Source organism: Kitasatospora sp. NBC_01287, from assembly GCF_026340565.1.
Taxonomy (GTDB): domain Bacteria; phylum Actinomycetota; class Actinomycetes; order Streptomycetales; family Streptomycetaceae; genus Kitasatospora.
Window position 1 is genome coordinate 6,932,691 of sequence record NZ_JAPEPB010000001.1, and the last position, 19,146, is coordinate 6,951,836.

A 19,146-nucleotide genomic window follows, 5' to 3' on the forward strand; every position below is an offset into this window, starting at 1 on the left:
CGGCCTCGGGGACCCGGGCGACCTGAGGGGGACTCAGGGCGTCCAAGTGCCTGGTGCCTGATGGACCGTCAGGAGCCGCTGCCGAGGCCGGCGTCGCTGACCGCGGGCTGGCCCGCGGCCTTGAGCACCTTGTTGAGCGGGTCGAGGTCGTAGATCCCGGTGAGGGTCGGCTTCTTCAGCAGGCCGGCGGTGACCGCGTGGTCGGCCTCGGACTGCAGGGTGCTGGCCAGCGGGTCGTTGATGAAGTCGATGTTCTTCCACGCCGTGTCGAGGATGCCCGGCGCCAGCGCGCTGCCGCCGGCCGCCTTGATCGCGGCGTTGGCGTCCTGCTCGGCCTGGGTCGGGTTGGCCTTGATGAACGCGTTGGCGGCCACCGAGCCGCGCAGCACCGCCTCCACCACGTCCGGGTGGGCCTTGAGGAAGCTCTGCGAGACGATCACGTTGGTGCTGACGAACTGCTGGTTCGGCCAGATGTCCTTCTCGTTGAGCAGCACCTTGGCGCCCTTGGAGACCAGCTGCGAGGCCGTCGGCTCCGGCACCCAGGCGCCGTCGATCGAGCCGGAGGAGTAGGCGTCCGGGGTGACCTTGTTGTCGGTGCGCACCACGCTGACGTCGCCGGCGCCCGACTGCGGGTCCTCCTTGAAGCCCTTGCCCGCCAGGTAGTTGAGCAGCGCCACGTCCTGGGTGTTGCCCAGCTGCGGGGTGGCGATCTTCTTGCCCTTGAGGTCGTCCAACGAGGTGATCTTGCTGGGGTTGACCACCAGCTCGACGCCACCGGAGGCCGAACCGCTGATGATCTTCAGCGACTGGCCCTTCGACTGGGTGAAGCCGTTGATCGAGGGGGAGGGGCCGATCCAGCCGATGTCGATCGAGCCCGAGTTCAGCGCCTCGATCTCGGCCGGGCCGGCGTTGAAGACCTGGGTCTTGATCTGGGTGGCGCCCAGCTCCTTCTGGAACAGCCCGTCCTGCAGGCCGACCAGCGCGGTGCCGTGGGTCAGGTTGGCGAAGTAGCCGATCTTGACGGTGTCGGCGGTGAGCTTCGGGGCGTTGGAGGCCACCGGCGCCTTGGCGGTGCTGCTCTTGTCGGACTTCGAACCGTAGGAGCAGGCGCTGAGCAGGCCGGCCGCGGTCAGTGCGGCCACGGCGGTCAGCGCGACGCGTCTGGCGCGGCCGGCGTTCGGGCGGGGACGGCTATGGGTTATCGACTGGGTGGGAGCCATCGGAGGTGTCCTCTGCTGGAACGGTCAAGGAAGGGTGGTGCGTGGGGTGTTGCCCTGGCACGCCGGGTGCCGTCCGGTCCGAGGAGCGGGGGAGACGGCCGTTGGTCCCGGTGACGGAGCCGTCAAAGGCCCCGTCCGCACGCACATCGGCCGATGCCGCCCTGGCCGCTGCCACGGACGCCGCTGCCGATGCGGCCGCCTTCCTTGTCCATGTCGGAGAACGCCTCCCCTGACATCAGACCCAGCCCTCCTCTGCGTTCGCCGCTGCCGCCGGGGCCCGGGTGGCGAAGGACTCGCCCGCCATGCCCGCGGTCAGCGTGGTGCCGTCGGCCGGGTCGATCAGCAGGAAGGACCCGGTGCGGCGGTTGTCGCTGTAGCTGTCCAGCGCCAGCGGCTCGGCCGTGCGCAGCAGCACGTGTCCGATCTCGTTGACGTTCAACTCCTGTGCGTCGCCACGCTGTTCGAGCGTGTCGATGTCGATCCGGTAGGAGATCGACTTCACCAGCGCGCGCACGGTGCGGGTGGTGTGCTTGAGCAGCACCTTGTCGCCGGGCCTCAGCGCGCGCTCGTGCAGGTGGCAGACGGTCGCCTCGACGTCCTTGGTGGGCTCGGGGACGGGGCCCGCGGCGATCAGGTCGCCGCGCGAGACGTCGATGTCCTCGGCGAGGCGGACGGTCACCGACTGCGGCGCCCAGGCGATGTCGGTCTCCGTGCCGAGCGCGTCGATCCCGGCGACGGTGGTGGTGCGGCCCGAGGGCAGCACCGTGACCCGGTCGCCGGTGCGCAGCACCCCGGAGGCCAACTGGCCCGCGTAGCCGCGGTAGTCGGGGTTCTCCGCGCTCTGGGGCCGGATCACGTACTGCACCGGGAACCGGGCCGGCTCCTGGCTCGGGTCGCTGCCCACCGGCACCGTCTCCAGGTGCTCCAGCAGGGTCGGCCCGCCGTACCAGTCCATCTGCGCCGAGGGCTCCACCACGTTGTCGCCGGCCAGCGCGGAGATCGGGATGGTCGTGATGTCGTGCACCCCGAGCGAGGCCGCGTAGGCGGTGAACTCCTCGGCGATGGCGGCGAAGACCGGCTCGGCGTACTCGACCAGGTCCATCTTGTTGACCGCCAGCACCACGTGCGGCACCCGCAGCAGCGCGGCGACCGCGGCGTGCCGGCGGGTCTGCTCGACCACGCCGTTGCGCGCGTCGACCAGCACCACGGCCAGCTCGGCGGTGGAGGCGCCGGTCACCATGTTGCGGGTGTACTGCACGTGCCCGGGGGTGTCGGCCAGGATGAACCGCCGCCGCGGCGTGGCGAAGTAGCGGTACGCCACGTCGATGGTGATGCCCTGCTCGCGCTCGGCCCGCAGGCCGTCGGTGAGCAGCGCCAGGTCGGGCGCGGCCTGGCCGCGCTTGCGCGAGGCGTGCTCGACGGCCTCCAACTGGTCGGCCAGCACCGACTTGGAGTCGTGCAGCAGGCGGCCGACCAGCGTCGACTTGCCGTCGTCGACCGAGCCGGCGGTGGCGAAGCGCAGCAGCGAGGTGGCGCTGAGCTCGCCGGCGCCGGGGGTCTGGGTCTCGGTGGTGCTGGTCATGCTTAGAAGTACCCCTCGCGCTTGCGGTCTTCCATGGCGGCCTCGGAGAGCTTGTCGTCGGCCCGGGTGGCCCCGCGCTCGGTGAGGCGGCTGGCGGCGATCTCGGTGATCACGTCCGCGATGGTCGCGGCGTCGGAGTCGACGGCGCCGGTGCAGGACATGTCGCCGACCGTGCGGTAGCGGATCAGGCGGCGCTGGACCTGCTCGCCCTCCTTGGGGCCGCCCCAGTCGCCCGCGGTCAGCCACATGCCGTCGCGGGCGAAGACGTCGCGCTCGTGCGCGTAGTAGATCTCCGGGAGCTCGATGCCCTCCCGCTCGATGTACTGCCAGACGTCCAGCTCGGTCCAGTTGGAGAGCGGGAAGACCCGCACGTGCTCGCCCACCGCGTGCCGGCCGTTGTAGAGCGACCACAGCTCGGGGCGCTGGCGGCGCGGGTCCCAGGCGCCGAACTCGTCGCGCAGCGAGAAGACCCGCTCCTTGGCGCGCGCCTTCTCCTCGTCGCGGCGGCCGCCGCCGAAGACCGCGTCGAACTTGTTCGACTCGATGGCGTCCAGCAGCGGGACGGTCTGCAGCGGGTTGCGGGTGCCGTCCGGGCGCTCGCGCAGCCGGCCGTCGTCGATGAAGTCCTGCACGCTCGCCACGTGCAGCCGCAGCGAGTGCTGGGCCACCGCGCGGTCGCGGTAGGCGATCACCTCGGGGAAGTTGTGGCCGGTGTCCACGTGCAGCAGCGAGAACGGGATCGGCGCCGGGGCGAAGGCCTTGAGCGCCAGGTGCAGCATGACGATCGAGTCCTTGCCGCCGGAGAAGAGGATCACCGGCCGCTCGAACTCGCCCGCCACCTCGCGGAAGATGTGCACCGACTCCGCTTCGAGCGCGTCGAGGTGGGAGAGCGCGTAGGGCCCGTCGGCGTCGCCCGGGTCCTGGGTCGGCGTCACGATGTCGGTCGCGGTGGTCACGCGAGGCCCCTCTCGGTCAGGAAGGCGTGCAGCTCGGCGGCGGACTCGGCAACCGTCCGCCCCTGGGTCTGGATGCGCAGCTCGGGGCTGCGCGGCGCCTCGTACGGGTCGTCCACCCCGGTCAGGCCGGAGAGCTGCCCGGCCGCCTGCTTGGCGTACAGGCCCTTGACGTCGCGCTCCGAGCAGAGTTCGACCGGCGTGGCCACGTGCACCTCCAGGAACGCGGTGCCCTCGGCGGCGTGCCGCTCGCGCACCGCGGCGCGCGAGTCGGCGAAGGGGGCGATCACCGGGGCGAGCACCTTGACGCCGTTGGAGGCCAGCTTCTCGGCGACGAAGCCGATCCGGGTGACGTTGGTGTGGCGGTCCTCGCGGCTGAAGCCGAGCCCCTTGGAGAGGAACTCGCGGATCTCGTCGCCGTCGAGCACCTCGACCCGGTGGCCCTCGGCGCGCAGCCGCTCGGCCAGCGCGAAGGCCAGGGTGGTCTTGCCGGCACTGGGCAGCCCGGTCAGCCACACAGTGGCGCCGCGCTCGCAGGGGGCGGCCGGGGCGGCCGCCTCTGCGGCGGTTCCGGCAGCCGTGGTGGTGGCTGAGGTCACGTCAACTCTCCTGAGTGGTGGGAACGGTGGCGCGAAGGTGGATCAGAGGTGGATGCCGCACTCGGTCTTGCCCGAGCCCGCCCAGCGTCCGGCCCGGGCGTCCTCGCCCTCGACCGGCTTGCGGGTGCAGGAGAGCGGCGAGCAGCCGACCGAGGTGTAGCCCTCCCAGAGCAGCGGGTTGAGCAGCACCCCGTTGGCCTGCACGTAGGCGTCCACGTCGTCCTGGGTCCAGCGGGCGATCGGCGCGATCTTCACCTTGCGGCGCTTGGCGTCCCAGGCCACGATCGGGGTGTTCGCCCGGCTCGGCGACTCGTCGCGGCGCAGGCCGGTGGCCCACGCGTCGTAGCCCAGCAGGCCGCGGTTGAGCGGCTCGACCTTGCGCAGCGAGCAGCACAGGTCCGGGTCGCGGTCGTGCAGGTGGGGCCCGTACTCGGCGTCCTGCTCGGCGACCGTCTGCCGCGGGGTCAGGGTGATCACGTTGACCGGCAGGGTGGCGGCGACCGCGTCCCGGGTGCCGATGGTCTCCGGGAAGTGGTAGCCGGTGTCCAGGAAGACCACGTCGATGCCGGGCAGCGCGGTCGACGCCAGGTGGGCGACGACCGCGTCCTCCATCGAGGAGGTGACGCAGAGCTTGCGGCCGAAGGCGTCGGCGGCCCAGCGCAGGATCTCCTGCGCCGAGGCCTCCTCCAGGTCCCGAGCCGCGGCCGTGGCCAGCGCCTGAAGGTCAGTGGCTGTGCTCATCTGTGGTTCCCCCATTCGTAGCTGACAGCAGGCCGAGGAACTTCACTTGGAAAGCGCGACGGCAGGAGGCGCATTCCCAGGCGCCGTGGCCGCCGGTCTCCGAGGGACGGAGGTCCTCGTCACCGCAGTAGGGGCAGTAGAACGGGGCGGCTCGCTCGCTCACGACAGCTGCTCCTCACTGGCCCGCGCCGTCCACTGGGCGAACCGCTCGCCCTCCTGGCGCTCGGCCTGGAAGCGGGTGAGCAGGCGCTCCACGTAGTCGGGCAGCCCGTCCTTGGTGACCTTCAGGCCGCGCACCTTGCGCCCGAAGCCGGCCTGGAGGCCGAGCGCGCCGCCCAGGTGGACCTGGAAGCCCTCGACCTGCTCGCCGTTCTCGTCGGTGACCAGCTGGCCCTTGAGACCGATGTCCGCCACCTGGATCCGGGCGCAGGAGTTGGGGCAGCCGTTGATGTTGATGGTCAGCGGCTCGGCGAAGTCGGGCAGCCGCGCTTCGAGTTCGTCGATCAGGGTGCGCCCGCGCTCCTTGGTCTCGACGATCGCGAGCTTGCAGTACTCCAGGCCGGTGCAGGCCATGGTGCCGCGGCGGAACGGCGACGGGGTGACCCGCAGGTCCAGCGCCTCCAGGCCGGCCACCAGCGACTCGACCTGGTCCTGGGCGATGTCCAGCACCAGCATCTTCTGCTCGGCGGTGGTGCGCAGCCGGTCCGAGCCGTGCGCGGCGGCCAGTTCGGCCACCTTGCCGAGCAGCGCGCCGTCCACCCGGCCGACCCGCGGCGCGAAGCCGACGTAGAACCTGCCGTCCCGCTGCCGGTGGACGCCGACGTGGTCGCGCCAGGTGCCGGCCGGTTCCTGCGGCGCCGGGCCGTCGATCAGTTCGTACTTGAGGTACTCGTCCTGCAGCACCTGGCGGAACTTCTCCACGCCCCAGTCGGCGACCAGGAACTTCAACCGGGCGCGGTTGCGCAGCCGGCGGTAGCCGTAGTCGCGGAAGATGCCGATCACGCCGCCGTAGACGTCGGCGACCTCGTGCAGCGGCACCCAGGCGCCCAGCCGCACCCCCAGCTTGGGGTTGGTGGACAGGCCGCCGCCGACCCACAGGTCGAAGCCGGGCCCGTGCTCGGGGTGGACCACGCCGACGAAGGCGATGTCGTTGATCTCGTGCGCCACGTCCAGCAGCGGCGAGCCGGAGACCGCCGACTTGAACTTGCGCGGCAGGTTGGAGAAGTCGGGGTTGCCGATGAAGCGGCGCTGGATCTCCTCGATGGCGGGCGTGCCGTCGATGATCTCGTCCTCGGCGATGCCGGCCACCGGCGAGCCGAGGATGACGCGCGGGGTGTCGCCGCAGGCCTCGGTGGTGGACAGGCCCACCGCCTCCAGCTTCTGCCAGATCGCGGGCACGTCCTCGATCCGGATCCAGTGGTACTGGATGTTCTGCCGGTCGGTCAGGTCGGCGGTGCCGCGCGCGTAGCTCTGGGAGACCTCGGCGACGGCCCGCAGCTGGGCCACCGTCAGGCGGCCGCCGTCGATCCGGACCCGCAGCATGAAGTACTCGGCGTCCAGCTCGTGCGGGTCCAGGATCGCGGTCTTGCCGCCGTCGATCCCCTCCTTGCGCTGGGTGTAGAGACCCCACCAGCGCATCCGGCCGCGCAGGTCGGCCGGGTCGATCGAGTCGAAGCCGCGGTGCGCGTAGATCGTCTCAATGCGTGTCCGCACGTTGAGACCGTCGTCGTCCTTCTTGAACTGCTCGTTGGGGTTCAACGGGGTGAAGTGCCCCATGCCCCACTGGCCCTCACCGCGGTGGCGGGTCACCTTGCGGGCCGTGCCCTGGCGCGGCGCGGCGGCGCTCGCGGGCTGGGGCTCGACCGGGTCGGGAGTGGTGGCCATGTGAGAAGTCCTTCGGGCAGGTGGCTCTGGTGCGGGAAGCTGCGCTGATCCCGGGCCACGACCTGCTCACCTGCGCCGACCTGCGGTTTTCCGGCAGGCGGGGGGTGGTGGTGATCGTGGCCCCGAGTGCTCGCGCGGCCGCGTCGGCGGGGCCGGCGGCGAGGTGGCGCCGGGTGCGGTGGTGGCGGCTGGGGTGGGGCTCAGATCACCGGACACATGGCGCTGGACACGCGAAGGAGATCGACGTGGAGTCGACCTACCAGGGTGGTTCCGGCGCTAGGCATGGCAAGAGATTCGCACGCCGAGCGAGGCCCGGTCCACTAACGTCCACGATGCGGACCACTTTGTTCCGCATCGTGAGATGCGGGCGCCGGTCCGCAGTCTGCGGCGCCGCGCCGGTCCGCCCCACCGCGCTCGTCGGGCGCGGGGCCGTCGGGCCCGCCCGATACCGTATGCGTGTGCAGGCACCAGGTGAGACCAGCAGAGCGGGGGCGGAGCGGCCCTCCCGGCGTCGGGGCAAGGGCGCCCGGCGGGCGGCCCGGCAGTCGGCCTGGCGCGGCACGGCCTGGGCGCTGATCAAGGACACCACCAACACCTGCGTCGAGTACCGGGTCACCGGGCTGGCCGCCGAGGCCGCCTTCTTCACCCTGCTCTCGATCCCGCCCCTGCTGCTCTGCCTGGCCGGCACCCTCGGCTACCTGGACGACCTGCTCGGCGCCGGCACCATCCAGAAGCTCCAGCAGGACATCCTGTCGGCCGCCGGCACGGTGCTCTCGCCCTCCTCGATCGAGCAGACCGTGAAGCCGCTGCTGGCAGGCGTCTTCAACAGCCCGCGCCCCGACCTGATCTCGATCGGCTTCCTGATCTCGCTCTGGTCCGGCTCCCGGGCGCTCTACATCTTCATCGACACCATCACCGTGATGTACGGCCTGGACGGCAAGCGCGGCATCGTCAAGACCCGGTCCATGTCGCTCGCCCTCTACCTGGGCGCGCTGGTCATCGGCTCGCTGGTGCTGCCGCTGCTGATCGCCGGGCCCGGTCTGGTGGTCTCGGCGGTGCCCGGCATCGCCGGGGTGGTCAGCGCGCTGTACTGGCCGGTGGCGATCCTGCTGCTGATCGTCTTCCTGACCACGCTCTACCACCTCTCCGTCCCGGCCCGCACGCCCTGGCGCGAGGACATCCCCGGCGCCCTGGTCGCGCTCGGCATGCTGGTGATCTGCAGCCTGGTGCTGCGGCTCTACCTGGTCCACTCGGTCGAGGGCAGCAAGACCATCTACGGCTCGCTCGCCGCGCCGATCGCCGTGCTGCTGTGGATCTTCGTGTTGGCGCTCGCGGTGCTGATCGGCGCCGCGATGAACGCCGCGATAGACCGCCGCTGGCCGAGCGCGGAGACCGCGGACGCGCGCGCCGAGAACGAGCGGGTCGGCGAGCAGGTCGCCGCCGCGCTGGTCCGAGAGGCCGGTGCCCGCCGGGTCGCCGAGCGGGCGCTGCGGGCCCGCGAGCTGGGGCTGGCCGAAGGCGTCGAGGACGAGGAGGGCGAGGAGGGCGCCGGCGGCGAGGACGAGGCGCCCTCGGAGTACCCCGAGCGCTGGGCCGACTTCCGGGCCCCCGGCGACCTGCGCGGGCGGCTGGCCGGGCTGCGCGGGCGGGCCAGGCGCACGCCGCCGCCCCCGCCGGACAGCGACCGGCCCGCGCCGCCGCTGCCGCGGCCGCCCGCCCACCACCCCGCCGAGCCGCGGGACCCGGCCGAGCGGCCGGCCGAGCCGTGGGCCTCGGACGGGCGCTTCCCGGGCGAGCTGGGGCCGGTGGACTCCGCGCTGCCGAGCTACCCGCCGCGGCCGCCGTGGGACCCGGGGCGGGGGTAGCGGGGCGCGGGTGAGCGGGGCGGCTGCCGGTTTCGGCCGAGTGGCCGCGGGATCCGGTTAATTGGGGTGCGGGCGCGGTGCGGGCTGCTCTAGGCTGCCCGCGCAGGTCACCGGCAGGGCGGTCGCCACGACCGTCCCGGAAGAGAAGCAGGAGGTGGGCCATGACTGTTGTCGCGCTCACGGTTGCCCAGCGCAGCCCCCGGATCCTCCGCTCCTTCCCGGCTGCCGGCTGACGATCGCTCAGCCCCGGGATCGGGTACTCCCCGCTTTCCTCCCGAAGGGCCTCACCGCGTTGTTCGACGCACTCTCCTCCGATTCCACCTCTTCCGATCTTGCGGCCTCCCCGCTGTCCGGCTCCTCGCTGCCCGGCTCCCCGCTGTCCGGCTCCCCGCTGGCCGGCTACGGCTGGACCGCCGAGCTGGCCGAGCTGTTCGCGCCGCTCGCCGAGGCCGGGCTGACCCCCGGCCGGCTCGCCCGGGTCGACCGCGGCCGGGCCGACGTCCTGGTGGCCGACGCCGGGACGGGCACGGTCCGCACCGTCCGCGCCGGCACCCGCCCGGTCACCGGCGCCGAGACCGCCGAGAACCCGTGCACCGGGGACTGGGTGGCGCTCGACCTGGCCGCCGAGCCCCTGCCGGTGGTGAGCGCGGTGCTGCCGCGCGCCACCGCGATCATCCGCAAGAGCGCGGGCAAGGCCTCCGAGGGCCAGGTGCTCGCCGCCAACGTGGACACCGTGCTGATCGCCGTCTCGCTGGCCGTCGACCCCGACATCGACCGGGTCGAGCGCTTCGTCGCGCTCGCCTGGGAGAGCGGCGCCCAGCCGGTGGTCGCGCTGACCAAGGCCGACCTGGTGACCGATGCCGAGTTCATCCGCGAGGACGTCGAACGGGCCGCGCCCGGCGTCACCGTGCTGGTGGTCAGCGCCGAGACCGGTGCGGGCCTGGACGTGCTGCGCGCCTGCCTGGGCACCACCGCGGCGCTGATCGGCCAGTCCGGGGCCGGCAAGTCCACCCTCACCAACGCGCTGACCGGCGCCGAGGTGATGACCGTGCAGCGCACCCGCGACGCCGACCAGAAGGGCCGGCACACCACCACCACGCGCGAGTTGTTCGCGCTGCCGGGCGGCGGCGTGCTGATCGACACCCCCGGCCTGCGCGGTGTCGGCCTCTTCGGTGGCGAGGGCCTGGCCCGCGCCTTCGCCGAGATCGAGGAACTCGCCGAGCGGTGCCGCTTCGACGACTGCTCCCACACCAGCGAGCCCGGCTGCGCGGTCCAGGGCGCGCTGGCCGACGGCACCCTCGCGCAGCGCCGGATGGAGAGCTACCTGAAGCTCCAGCGGGAGAACGCGTGGATCGCCTCCCGCACCGACGCCCGGCTGGCCGCCGAGCGGGCCCGGGTGTGGAAGCTGCGCACCAAGGGCGCCCGGGACCGGGTGCGCCCCTGAGGCGGCCGGGCGGGGCGGGGCGGCCGGGTGTCGCTGATGGTTCGTCAAAACGACTGGTGGCCAACGGCGGTGTCCGCGTAGCGTGCGGGTCTTGATGACCGATACCTGGGACAGCATCGCCGACTGGTACGCGGAGCGGATCCGCACCGGCTCCGCCCTGCACGCCTTCAACCGCGAGGTGCTGCTCGACCAGCTCCCCGCCCGACTAACCGGGCAGCGGGTGCTCGACCTCGGCTGCGGCGAGGGCATCATCGCCCGCGCCGTGGCCGCCCGCGGGGCCCGCGTGCTGGGCGTGGACCCGGCGCCGCGCATGATCGAGCACGCGCGGGCCGCCGGGGGCGGCGAGCCCGGCACCGTGGCCTACGCGGTGGACGACGGCACGGTGTTGGGCACGGTCGCCGACGGCTGCGTCGAGTGGGTGACCGCGGGCCTGTCGCTCAACAACGTGCCCGACCTCGATGCCGCGCTCGCGGCCGTGCGCCGCGTCCTGACGCCGCGCGGCGCGCTCGTGCTCACCGTCCCGCACCCCTGCTTCGAGGCGCCGCAAGCCGGTTGGACGCGGACGGCGGACGGGACGGAGCGCCGGGTGGTCGGCGACTACCGCACCGAGGGGTTCTGGCGCTCCGACAACCCGCACGGAGTCCGCCGGGCCGGCAACCAGCACCGGACGCTTGCCACTTGTCTGACCGCGCTGCTCGGACACGGGTTCCGACTCGAAGCCGTCGGCGAGCCGGCGCCGGGCCCGCTCGTGCTGGCCGAGCAACCACGGCGGGCGGGCCTGCCGCCCTTCCTCGTCGTCCGCGCCCGGCTCGGCTGGCCCCGGCTCGTCCGCGCCCGGCTCGGCTGGCCCCGGCTCGTCCGCGCCCGGCTCGGTTGACCCCGGCGCTCGGCCCGGCCGTTTCACCCGCGGTCGGGCAGCGCCATTCGCGGTCGGGCACGGCCACGTCCGATTTCCGCCAGGAAGTGGTCCGTACGAGGAGCAGACTGGACGGCGTGATCGATGATGAGACGCGCTACCGAGCGGTGGACAGCCGCGATTCCCGCTTCGACGGGGTCTTCTTCACGGCGGTGACCACCACCGGCATCTACTGCCGTCCGAGCTGCCCGGCGGTCACCCCCAAGCGGGTCAACTGCACCTTCTACCCCACGGCGGCGGCCGCCCAGGGCGCCGGCTTCCGGGCCTGCCGCCGCTGCCGCCCCGACTCGGTGCCCGGTTCGCCGGAGTGGAACCACCGGGCCGACCTGGTGGGCCGGGCGATGCGGCTGATCGGCGACGGCGTGGTGGACCGCGAGGGCGTCGCCGGGTTGGCCACCCGGCTCGGCTACAGCGCCCGGCAGGTGCAGCGGCAGCTGACCGCCGAACTCGGCGCCGGGCCGATCGCGCTGGCCCGCGCGCAGCGTGCGCAGGCCGCCAGGCTGCTCCTGCAGACCACCGAACTGCCGGTCACCGAAGTCGCGTTCGCGGCCGGGTTCGCCTCCGTGCGGCAGTTCAACGACACCGTGCGGGAGGTGTACGACCGCACGCCGAGCGGCCTGCGGGCCGAGGTGCGGGGGCGCGGCGCGCGGTCGGTCGTGCCGTCCCCCGGCAGCCTGAGCCTGCGGCTGGCCTACCGGGGCCCGATCGACACCGAGCACCTGATGGACTTCCTCGCGCTGCGCGCCGTCCCCGGCGTGGAGGAGGTGGTCCCCGGCGGGCGCGGCGTGCGCACCTACCGCCGCACCCTCGTGCTGCCGCACGGCCACGCCATCGCCGAGGTCGACTCGCTCCCCGTCGACTCGCTCCCCGTCGGCTCCCTCCAGGTCGACCCGCTCGCGGTCACCGCCCGGGAGGCGCGCCCGGGAGCGGCCGGACGGGCCGCGGGCGTGCCTGCCGACCGGGGTTGGCTGGACTGCCGCCTGCGGCTGACCGACCTGCGTGACCTGACCACCGCCGTGCACCGCCTGCGCGCCCTCTTCGACCTGGACGCCGACCCGCAGACGGTGGCCGACCAGCTCGGCCGCCACCCCGCGCTCGGCCCGGTCGTCGCCCGCCGCCCCGGGCTGCGCTCACCGGGCCACGTCGACCCGCACGAGCTGGCGGTACGGGCGGTGCTGGGCCAGCAGATCACCGTCGCCGCCGCCCGCACCCTGGCCGGCCGGCTGGCGGTGCGCTACGGCGCGCCGCTCTCCGGAGGCACCTCCGGGACGGCGGGCAGCGCGGCGGCCCAGGAAGAGCGGAGCGGCGGCCTCACCGTGCTCTTCCCCACCGCCGAGGCGCTGGCCACCGCCGACCCGGCCGACCTCGCGATGCCCGTCTCCCGGCAGAACGCGCTGCGCGGCCTGTGCGCCGCGCTCGCCGACGGCACCGTGCGGCTGGACGCCGGGGTGGACCGGGAGCAGGCCGCCGCCCAGCTGCTGGCGCTGCGCGGGATCGGCCCCTGGACGGTCGGCTACCTGCGGATGCGGGCACTGGGCGACCCGGACGTCTTCCTGCCTGGCGACGTCGGGGTCCGCCACGGGCTGGAGCGCCTGGGCCTGCCCGGCGACCCGAAGGCCGCCGCGCTGGCCGCCGCCCAGTGGGCGCCCTGGCGCTCGTACGCGGTCCACCAGCTGTGGGCGCTGCTGGGGGAGGCCGGGTAGGCCGCGGGGTAGGCCGGTCGTGGCTCAGGCGTTCGCATGGACGGGAGTGTCCACGAGTTCGCGGACCGCCTGGGCGACGGCTCGGGAGTCGTCGCGCAGGATCTTCGAGTGGTTGCTGGAGACCTTGGCGCTGACGGTGAGGTTCGGGTTGCGGGCGAGCACCGGATCCAGTGAGGCCCGCATCTGCTCCATCACCTCGTGGCTGGAGCCGAGGCTGGCACCAGTGGCCAGGACGTAGCGCACCGGACAGCTCAGGCGCTCCAGCAGCGGCGCCAGGGCGGCGCAGATCGCGTTGAGCTCGATGTTCAACTCGGCGTGCTCATCGGCGCTCATCCGCGCGGCCATGCCTAGCGGACGCACGATCGGCAGCAGCCAGCGCATCTTCCGGAACAAGCGCCGGATCCGCTCCTGGCCCTCCTCGTCGGTGAGGCCGAAGGGGACGGCCCCGTCCGCCGACACGACCCCGGCGACGCGGTCGGGGTTGCGGTCGGCCCAGTGCACCGCCACCGCCGCCCCGTAGGACCAGCCGACCAGTATCGGCCGCTCCACGCCCCGGGCCTCCAGGATCGCGTCGATGTCGCGGACGCAGGCGTCGAAGGAGTAGTCCCGCGAGCCCTTGGACGCACCGCGGGCGCGTTCGTCGAAGGTGATGTGCCGGTAGCCGGTGCCGAGGTCGTCGATGACGCCCCGCCAGTGCTTCCGGACGGCGTAGGAGCCGTTGAGGTAGATCACGGGGCGGCCGGGGCCGCCGGTGTCGGTCACGGCCAGCGCGGTGTCCTCGACCGGCACCATTCCGGTCCAGGGGGATCTCTCGGTGGTCATGGCTTTGCCTTTCGCCAGGGTTCGGAGCAGCTCAGGGGGAGCGGTGGGTGGGGTGGTGCGGACGTGCCGGCCCCGCTGTCACAGGCTGCGGGCGGTGATGTCGCCGTAGGTGGTGGTGGCGTGGATGTCCAGTTCGGCGGCGCCTTCGGTGTTCCGCAGCGCGTTGTGGATCCGACCGTAGGAGGCACCGGCGTTCAGGCGGGCCGGGACTCCGGCGGCGGCGGCCACCGAGATCGCGCCGTGCTCGGTGCGCAGCACGAGGGTGCCGCGCACGGCCTGGTCGATCCGGATGTCGCCCTTGCCGGTGCTGATCTCCGCGGCGCCGCCCAGGCGGCCCACCTGGACGTCGCCGGCGAGGAGGGTGAGGCGGGCGCTGTCGGCCTCGGCGAGCTTGATCCAGCCGTGCGCGCCCTCGAAGGCGACCTCGCCGAGCCGTCCCGTGGTGCGGACCTCGGCGGCTGCCGCCTTCGCCTCGACCCGCGAGCCGACGGGCAGGTGGACCGTCACCTCGGCGGACCCGGAGGGGCCCAGGGGCCGGTCCTTCGCCGGGGCCTGGATCCGCAGGACGCCGTCCCCGTACTCGGCGGTGATCTCCTGCGCCGCCTTCGCGTCACGAGCGCTGTCGGGGTCGGCGGGCCGGACCTCGACCGTGCTGTCGGACCGGTCGGTGGCGATGAACGTCAGACGCCCCGCGGGGATGTCGAGGACGGCCGCAATCGGTGTGGGGGTGTCGAATTTCCGCGTCGTGCTTACCGCAGTTGCTGAGGTGGTGTTCATGACGTCCAGCATCTGAGGGATCAGCGGCGGGAACAACGAGCATTCCCTCAACGGTCGTTAACACCGGTGTTCACGGACCTGCCAGGAGGGCCGCCATGGACCGGCGCCTGCTGGATGATCAATTCCAAGGGGTCAGTGATCGTAGGCGATCAGGGAGCGATGCCGATCGGCGGGCGCCACGGCGCGGCCGATGTTCGGCGCGAGTCCGTTCGCGATTCAGCGACAGGTTCGTACGCGGTGGCCTGTCGTCACGCCCAGTCCTCCGGTTCCCAGGCGAAGAGCAGGTCGAGCAGCTCCGGGTCCCCGTCGAGTTGCAGGGAGTCCGCCGAAATGCGGTCGTACCGCCAGAGGACCAGATCACTGGCCGTGCCGCGAATGGAGAGGCCTGCCGCTTCCGGGGCCTCGCCGATGGCGGGCAGCCGGGTGGTCCGTGCGCCGTCGCCGTCGACCGTGAGGCGCCAGGAGCGGTCCTCGGTGGCGTGGAAGTCGAAGGCGGTGGGCTTGTGCGGCCAGGCACTCCTCGTGAAGCTGGCGATGAACAGGCTCTCCTCGACACCGTCGAGCGCCACCTCGACAGGCAGTGAGGCCGAGTCGCCCACGGTGAGCTGGGCATCGTAGGTGTGCACCGCGATCTCCTGGACCTGGTGCCGGGCGACGCCGCCGGCAGTGTGCGGCGTCTGCGTGACACCCCAGCCGGTGAAGCAGCCCCGGTCCGGACCGGCCTCCCGCAGGGCCGCCAGCAACAGCTCGGTCGAGGCGGCCAGCCAGGCCAGCACGTCCTCGCGCTCCTGCGGCGCGACCGCGTCACCCTGGGCCGGGGTCCTGGACGTGGCGTCCGGCCCGGCGGCGACGGTGGCGGCCCAGCGGCGGCGGCCCTCGCCGATGTGCTGCACCAGGTCGAACAGCGTCCACCCGGGGCAGGTCGGCACGGGCAGGTCGAGGCTGGGCGCGACGGCGATCGCGGCGCGGAAGGCGGTTGAACGTTCGTCGATCAGCCGTAGCAGCTCGGGAAACTCCAGAGTCTTGTGCACGGCGGTAGTTCTACCACCCTGATCCATTCGCCCGACAGCGGATTTCCCAGCCGATACGGCCGGGAACTCCGGCCCGGGCGAGCCCACGCTCGGGCTTTCGGTACGCCACAGCCGAGCCCCGCGTTCCGGGCGACAGAACCACGCCCCCCGATCGCTCCGGCCGCCTCGGCCTCGGCCGAGATCGCGGTGGACAGCCGCTCCGGTCCCGTCCAACTCCCAGCTCCGGAAGCGGCCTTACACAGTCTGCTGCCGATGCCCATCCCCCCTGCTGCCGACAACCGCAACATCTAGAACGAAAGCGTGCCGAGATCGCGGACGGTGTCGGCGAGGGAGCGGATGAGATCGTTCTCCGCCTCGGTCCGCCAGATCAGCGCGAAGGACAGCGAGGAGAGGTCGGGAAGCGTCAGCCAGCGGATGTTCGGCAAGGTCCAGTACCGGGTGACGTGCGTCGGATAGATCTGGACGGTCTCGCCCATGCCGACCAGGTCGACGACGTCCTGGACCGTGGCCACCGGGTGGACGCGCTCCAGCCGTCGACCGCGGGGGGTGTTGAAAGGGAAGTAGGCATCCTCCCAGTAGTCCAGCGCCAGCGGGGCCGAGACGTGCGGGAAGTCGGCCAGCGTCTCCACCCCGACGGAGGTGCGCCCGGCCAGCACGTGATCGTCGGCCACGGCGAGCAGCCGGGGGTCGGTGAGCAGCGTCGGGCCGACCGTCAGGTCCTCCTCCTCCACCGGCAGCCACGCCACGAAGACGTCGTACTGGCCACTACGGAGGTCGGCGAACGGATCCACGACCGTCGACACGCGCAGTTGCAGCTCACAGTGCGGATTGCGCCGCCGGAACTCTTTCCAGTAGACGTGCAGGTCCACGATGTTGAGCGGCATCATGCCCACGCGCAGCCGGCCGCTGACCCCTCGGGCCGCCAACCGGGCGCGCGCGATCGACTCGTTCAGATCCCGGTAGGCGGGAGCCATGTCGTCGCGCAACTGCTGACCGAGCGGCGTCAGACGGACGGAACGGCTGGTCCGCTCGAACAGACTGCCGCCGATGGCCCGTTCCTGCAGCTTGATGGCCTGACTGACTCGGGACGTGGAGACGAACAGCCGCTGGGCGGTCCGGCCGAAGTGCTGCTCCTCGGCCAGCGTCAGGAAGATCTCGATGTCCCTCAGTTCCACCAGCGCGCCCCCTCGCCCCTTCGACGGCCGCCGTGCCGTCACCGGGCCGTCACCGGGCCCGTGCGAAGTCTATGCAGGTCGGCGGGGTTACGGGGCTTCGAGGTCGTCCGGCGCCTCGGCGGAGCCGCCGGCGGCCAGGGCCGTGGCGAGCTGCTCCAGGCCCGGCAGGGCGGCGATCACCGCGTCGTGGTCGGCCGGGGAGAGGGTGGCCAGGGCGCCGGCGATCCGGCGCTCGTGGGCGCGCTGCCAGTCCTCCAACTGCTGGTGGCCCGCCGCGGTCAGCCCGATCCGGGCGGTGCGGCGATCGCCGGGATCGGCCTGGCGGTCCACGAAGCCCGCGTCCAGCAGCTTGCCGACCAGGCCGCTGACGGTGTTCGGCGCCAACCGCTGCCGCGCTGCCAGCTCGCCGACCCGCAGCGGGGCGGCGGCCAGCGTCTGGAGCAGTTCCACCTGCGCCATCGGCAGCGACTCCCACGGGTAGTCGGTCCTGATGCTGCTGCGCAGTGCCCGCCGCAGCCGGGTGACGACGTCGGTCAGCCGCTGGGCCCGCACCACGGCCAGCGCCTCGGCCAGTCCGCTCGGGTCGCTCGGGGCGCTCGGCTGGGTCGGGTCGCTCGGCTGGGTCGGTTCGGTCGGCTCGGACGCTCCGGTGGCGGGCAGATCGCTGGACGGCACGGGGCGGGACACGGCGGACATGGGCGACAGCGTATCGGGTCGTGGCAGGGTGCTGGAGGCGGCATGGCGAAGGGGTGAACGCGGTGCGGCGCCCGCCGGTCCGAGGAGGTCGGACCGGCGGGCGCCGCACTGAGCACCCGTCAGCGGCTCGCAGCCAGCAGCTCAGCAGCTCAGCAGCTCAGCTGGTCGGCAGCGGCTTGGCGCCGCGCTCGGCGAGCATGCTGGTCATCAGCTGGATCTCCGAGGTCTGCGCGGTCACCATCGACTGCGCGAGCGCCTTCTCCACCGGGTTCTTCGCCACGTCCACGTAGCCCTGGGCCATCGCGGCCCCGCCGGTGTGGTGCTGGACCATCAGCTGCAGGTAGAAGACCTCCGCCGCCGTGCCGCTGAGCTGCTGCAGCTGGGCGAGCTGGGTGTTGGTGGCCATCCCGGGCATCAGCGAGCCGTCGTGCGCCGGGTACGGCGTCATCTTCATCCAGGCCATCGGCGCGGCCGAGGAGCTCTGGCTGAGCCCCCACTGGCTGAGCCAGCCCATCAGCATGCCGCGCTGGTTCGCCTGGGTGTTGATGATGTCGAAGGCCAGCCCGCGCACCTCGGCGTTCGAGGTCCGGTCCCGGATGATGAACGACATGTCGATCGCCTGCTGGTGGTGCGTCGCCATGTCCCGCGCGAACCCGGCGTCCGGTGAGTCGGAGGCCGGCGCGGCCGTCACCGAACCGGAGGCCGAGGAGCCCCCTGCCACCAGCGCCGGCACGCCCAGGCAGAGCGCCACCGCCGCCGCCAGCGCGGCCGGCCACCAGAGGGTACGGCGGCGCCTGGGCGCGGCGGGGGAGGCCTCGTCCCAGGGGGCCGGCCCGTCCGTGTCGTCCAGGGCGGCCGGCATGTCCGGCCCGGCCAGGTCGTCCGGGGTGAGCGCCTCGCCCCCGGGCGGCTGCGCGGCCGTCATCACATGGCTCCGTCACTGCAGGAGGCGCCGGGCTCCTGGGTCTGCGGACCCTGGACGTACTTGGTGAAGAACTCGTTGACCCGCGGGTCGGTGGCGCTGTCCACCACCAGCTGGGTGCCCCACGCGTTGAGCGTGATGGTGCCCGTCTCGGTCGGGTACGGGCTCATCATCGAGTACGGGGTCACCTTCACCTTGTCCGACAGCGTCTTGATGTCGTCGGCGGTGGCCTTGCCGTTGTACGTCACCCAGACCGCGCCGTGCTCCAGCGAGTGGACGGCGTTCTCGTTCGTGACCGGCTTGTCGTAGACGTTGCCCATGCAGGTCAGCCAGACCGGGTTGTGGTCGCCGCCGACCGGCGGGGTCATCGCGTAGTTGACCGTCCCCTGCACGTGGTTGCGCGTCAGGTTGCTCCACGTCTTCACACCGGGGATCGGTGCCTTGGCGGCCGCGACCTCCTTGTCGTGCTTCTTGTTGGCGTTCGAGACGATGAAGTAACCGGCGCCGGCGGTACCCGCGATCAGCACGCACGCCACTGATATCGCGATGAACCGCATGCGCTTCTCGCGGCGCTGCTCCTCGGCCCGCAGCTGCGCGATCCGCTCGCGGCGGTCGGCCGCCGTCTGCTTGCCGCTCGCCTTGTTGCCCGGCTTGGCGTTGTTGGTCTGCTTGGAGGCGGAACCCACGGAAATCTTCCTTGTCCCCGCCGGTGCTCTGCTCGGGCACGGCGGAATGAGGTGTAACAGGGGAGGTGGAGACCACCGGCCGGACGCCCGGTGCGCGGTGCGGGACTCGCGTCGCGCGGCTGGTGCCAGG

At 72.7% G+C, this 19,146-nt stretch carries 19 protein-coding genes; 4 read left to right on the top strand and 15 right to left on the bottom strand.

Annotation, left to right across the window (positions count from 1 at the left end):
* Nucleotides 1-68 precede the first annotated feature (68 nt).
* From OG455_RS30375 to OG455_RS42265, 8 genes are all read right to left on the bottom strand, one after another.
* Nucleotides 69-1,220: an aliphatic sulfonate ABC transporter substrate-binding protein gene (locus tag OG455_RS30375; RefSeq protein ID WP_266299188.1), complete on the bottom strand. Its 1,152-nt coding sequence runs from the start codon at nt 1,218-1,220 to the stop codon at nt 69-71.
* Nucleotides 1,221-1,455: 235 nt separating this feature from the next.
* Nucleotides 1,456-2,802 (bottom strand): sulfate adenylyltransferase subunit 1, encoded by a 1,347-nt coding sequence (locus OG455_RS30380; RefSeq protein ID WP_266299190.1) that lies wholly within the window; start codon nt 2,800-2,802, stop codon nt 1,456-1,458.
* A 2-nt stretch (nt 2,803-2,804) separates the two neighbouring features.
* A complete protein-coding gene (gene cysD / locus OG455_RS30385; protein ID WP_266301013.1) occupies nt 2,805-3,737 on the bottom strand; it encodes a sulfate adenylyltransferase subunit CysD in 933 nt (310 codons plus the stop codon).
* Between the two features lie 17 nt (nt 3,738-3,754).
* Nucleotides 3,755-4,354, bottom strand: a complete 600-nt coding sequence (cysC, locus tag OG455_RS30390; RefSeq protein WP_266299192.1) for an adenylyl-sulfate kinase — start codon at nt 4,352-4,354, stop codon at nt 3,755-3,757.
* A 42-nt stretch (nt 4,355-4,396) separates the two neighbouring features.
* Nucleotides 4,397-5,095, bottom strand: coding sequence for a phosphoadenylyl-sulfate reductase (locus OG455_RS30395; RefSeq protein WP_266299194.1), 699 nt, complete (start codon nt 5,093-5,095; stop codon nt 4,397-4,399).
* Complete coding sequence (locus tag OG455_RS30400) at nt 5,079-5,258, bottom strand: hypothetical protein (protein WP_266299196.1); 180 nt, start codon at nt 5,256-5,258, stop codon at nt 5,079-5,081. Before OG455_RS30400 ends, OG455_RS30395 begins: the two co-directional genes overlap by 17 nt.
* A complete protein-coding gene (locus OG455_RS30405; RefSeq protein WP_266299198.1) occupies nt 5,255-6,979 on the bottom strand; it encodes a nitrite/sulfite reductase in 1,725 nt (574 codons plus the stop codon). Before OG455_RS30405 ends, OG455_RS30400 begins: the two co-directional genes overlap by 4 nt.
* A gap of 200 nt (nt 6,980-7,179) precedes the next feature.
* Nucleotides 7,180-7,263, bottom strand: coding sequence for a putative leader peptide (locus OG455_RS42265; RefSeq protein WP_353963037.1), 84 nt, complete (start codon nt 7,261-7,263; stop codon nt 7,180-7,182).
* Nucleotides 7,264-7,551: 288 nt separating this feature from the next.
* Between OG455_RS42265 and OG455_RS30410 the strand changes: the two genes are divergently transcribed.
* The 4 genes from OG455_RS30410 to OG455_RS30425 all read left to right on the top strand — a co-directional run bounded on the left by OG455_RS30410 (nt 7,552) and on the right by OG455_RS30425 (nt 12,907).
* Nucleotides 7,552-8,844 carry a YihY/virulence factor BrkB family protein gene (locus OG455_RS30410; RefSeq protein ID WP_323185652.1) on the top strand — a complete coding sequence of 431 codons (1,293 nt, stop codon included), beginning with the start codon at nt 7,552-7,554 and terminating at the stop codon, nt 8,842-8,844.
* A 346-nt stretch (nt 8,845-9,190) separates the two neighbouring features.
* A complete protein-coding gene (rsgA, locus tag OG455_RS30415) occupies nt 9,191-10,288 on the top strand; it encodes a ribosome small subunit-dependent GTPase A (protein ID WP_266301014.1) in 1,098 nt (365 codons plus the stop codon).
* Between the two features lie 94 nt (nt 10,289-10,382).
* Entirely contained in the window at nt 10,383-11,165 is a 783-nt protein-coding gene (locus OG455_RS30420; protein WP_266299202.1) for a class I SAM-dependent methyltransferase, read from the top strand.
* A 116-nt stretch (nt 11,166-11,281) separates the two neighbouring features.
* Nucleotides 11,282-12,907, top strand: a complete 1,626-nt coding sequence (locus OG455_RS30425) for a DNA-3-methyladenine glycosylase 2 family protein (protein ID WP_266299204.1) — start codon at nt 11,282-11,284, stop codon at nt 12,905-12,907.
* 24 nt (nt 12,908-12,931) lie between these two features.
* Here the strand turns inward: OG455_RS30425 and OG455_RS30430 are convergent, their stop codons facing one another.
* The 7 genes from OG455_RS30430 to OG455_RS30460 form a co-directional block, all read right to left on the bottom strand.
* Complete coding sequence (locus OG455_RS30430; protein WP_266299206.1) at nt 12,932-13,729, bottom strand: alpha/beta fold hydrolase; 798 nt, start codon at nt 13,727-13,729, stop codon at nt 12,932-12,934.
* 78 nt (nt 13,730-13,807) lie between these two features.
* Entirely contained in the window at nt 13,808-14,506 is a 699-nt protein-coding gene (locus OG455_RS30435; RefSeq protein ID WP_266299208.1) for a DUF4097 family beta strand repeat-containing protein, read from the bottom strand.
* Between the two features lie 248 nt (nt 14,507-14,754).
* Entirely contained in the window at nt 14,755-15,537 is a 783-nt protein-coding gene (locus OG455_RS30440; protein ID WP_266299211.1) for a maleylpyruvate isomerase family mycothiol-dependent enzyme, read from the bottom strand.
* Nucleotides 15,538-15,824: 287 nt separating this feature from the next.
* Nucleotides 15,825-16,712 carry a LysR family transcriptional regulator gene (locus OG455_RS30445; protein ID WP_266299213.1) on the bottom strand — a complete coding sequence of 296 codons (888 nt, stop codon included), beginning with the start codon at nt 16,710-16,712 and terminating at the stop codon, nt 15,825-15,827.
* Between the two features lie 87 nt (nt 16,713-16,799).
* Entirely contained in the window at nt 16,800-17,408 is a 609-nt protein-coding gene (locus OG455_RS30450) for a MarR family transcriptional regulator (protein ID WP_323185599.1), read from the bottom strand.
* Between the two features lie 157 nt (nt 17,409-17,565).
* Nucleotides 17,566-18,333, bottom strand: coding sequence for a DUF305 domain-containing protein (locus OG455_RS30455; RefSeq protein WP_266299215.1), 768 nt, complete (start codon nt 18,331-18,333; stop codon nt 17,566-17,568).
* On the bottom strand, nt 18,333-19,016 hold the full coding sequence (locus OG455_RS30460) for a DUF3105 domain-containing protein (protein ID WP_266299216.1): 684 nt from the start codon (nt 19,014-19,016) through the stop codon (nt 18,333-18,335). Before OG455_RS30460 ends, OG455_RS30455 begins: the two co-directional genes overlap by 1 nt.
* Nucleotides 19,017-19,146 lie beyond the last annotated feature (130 nt).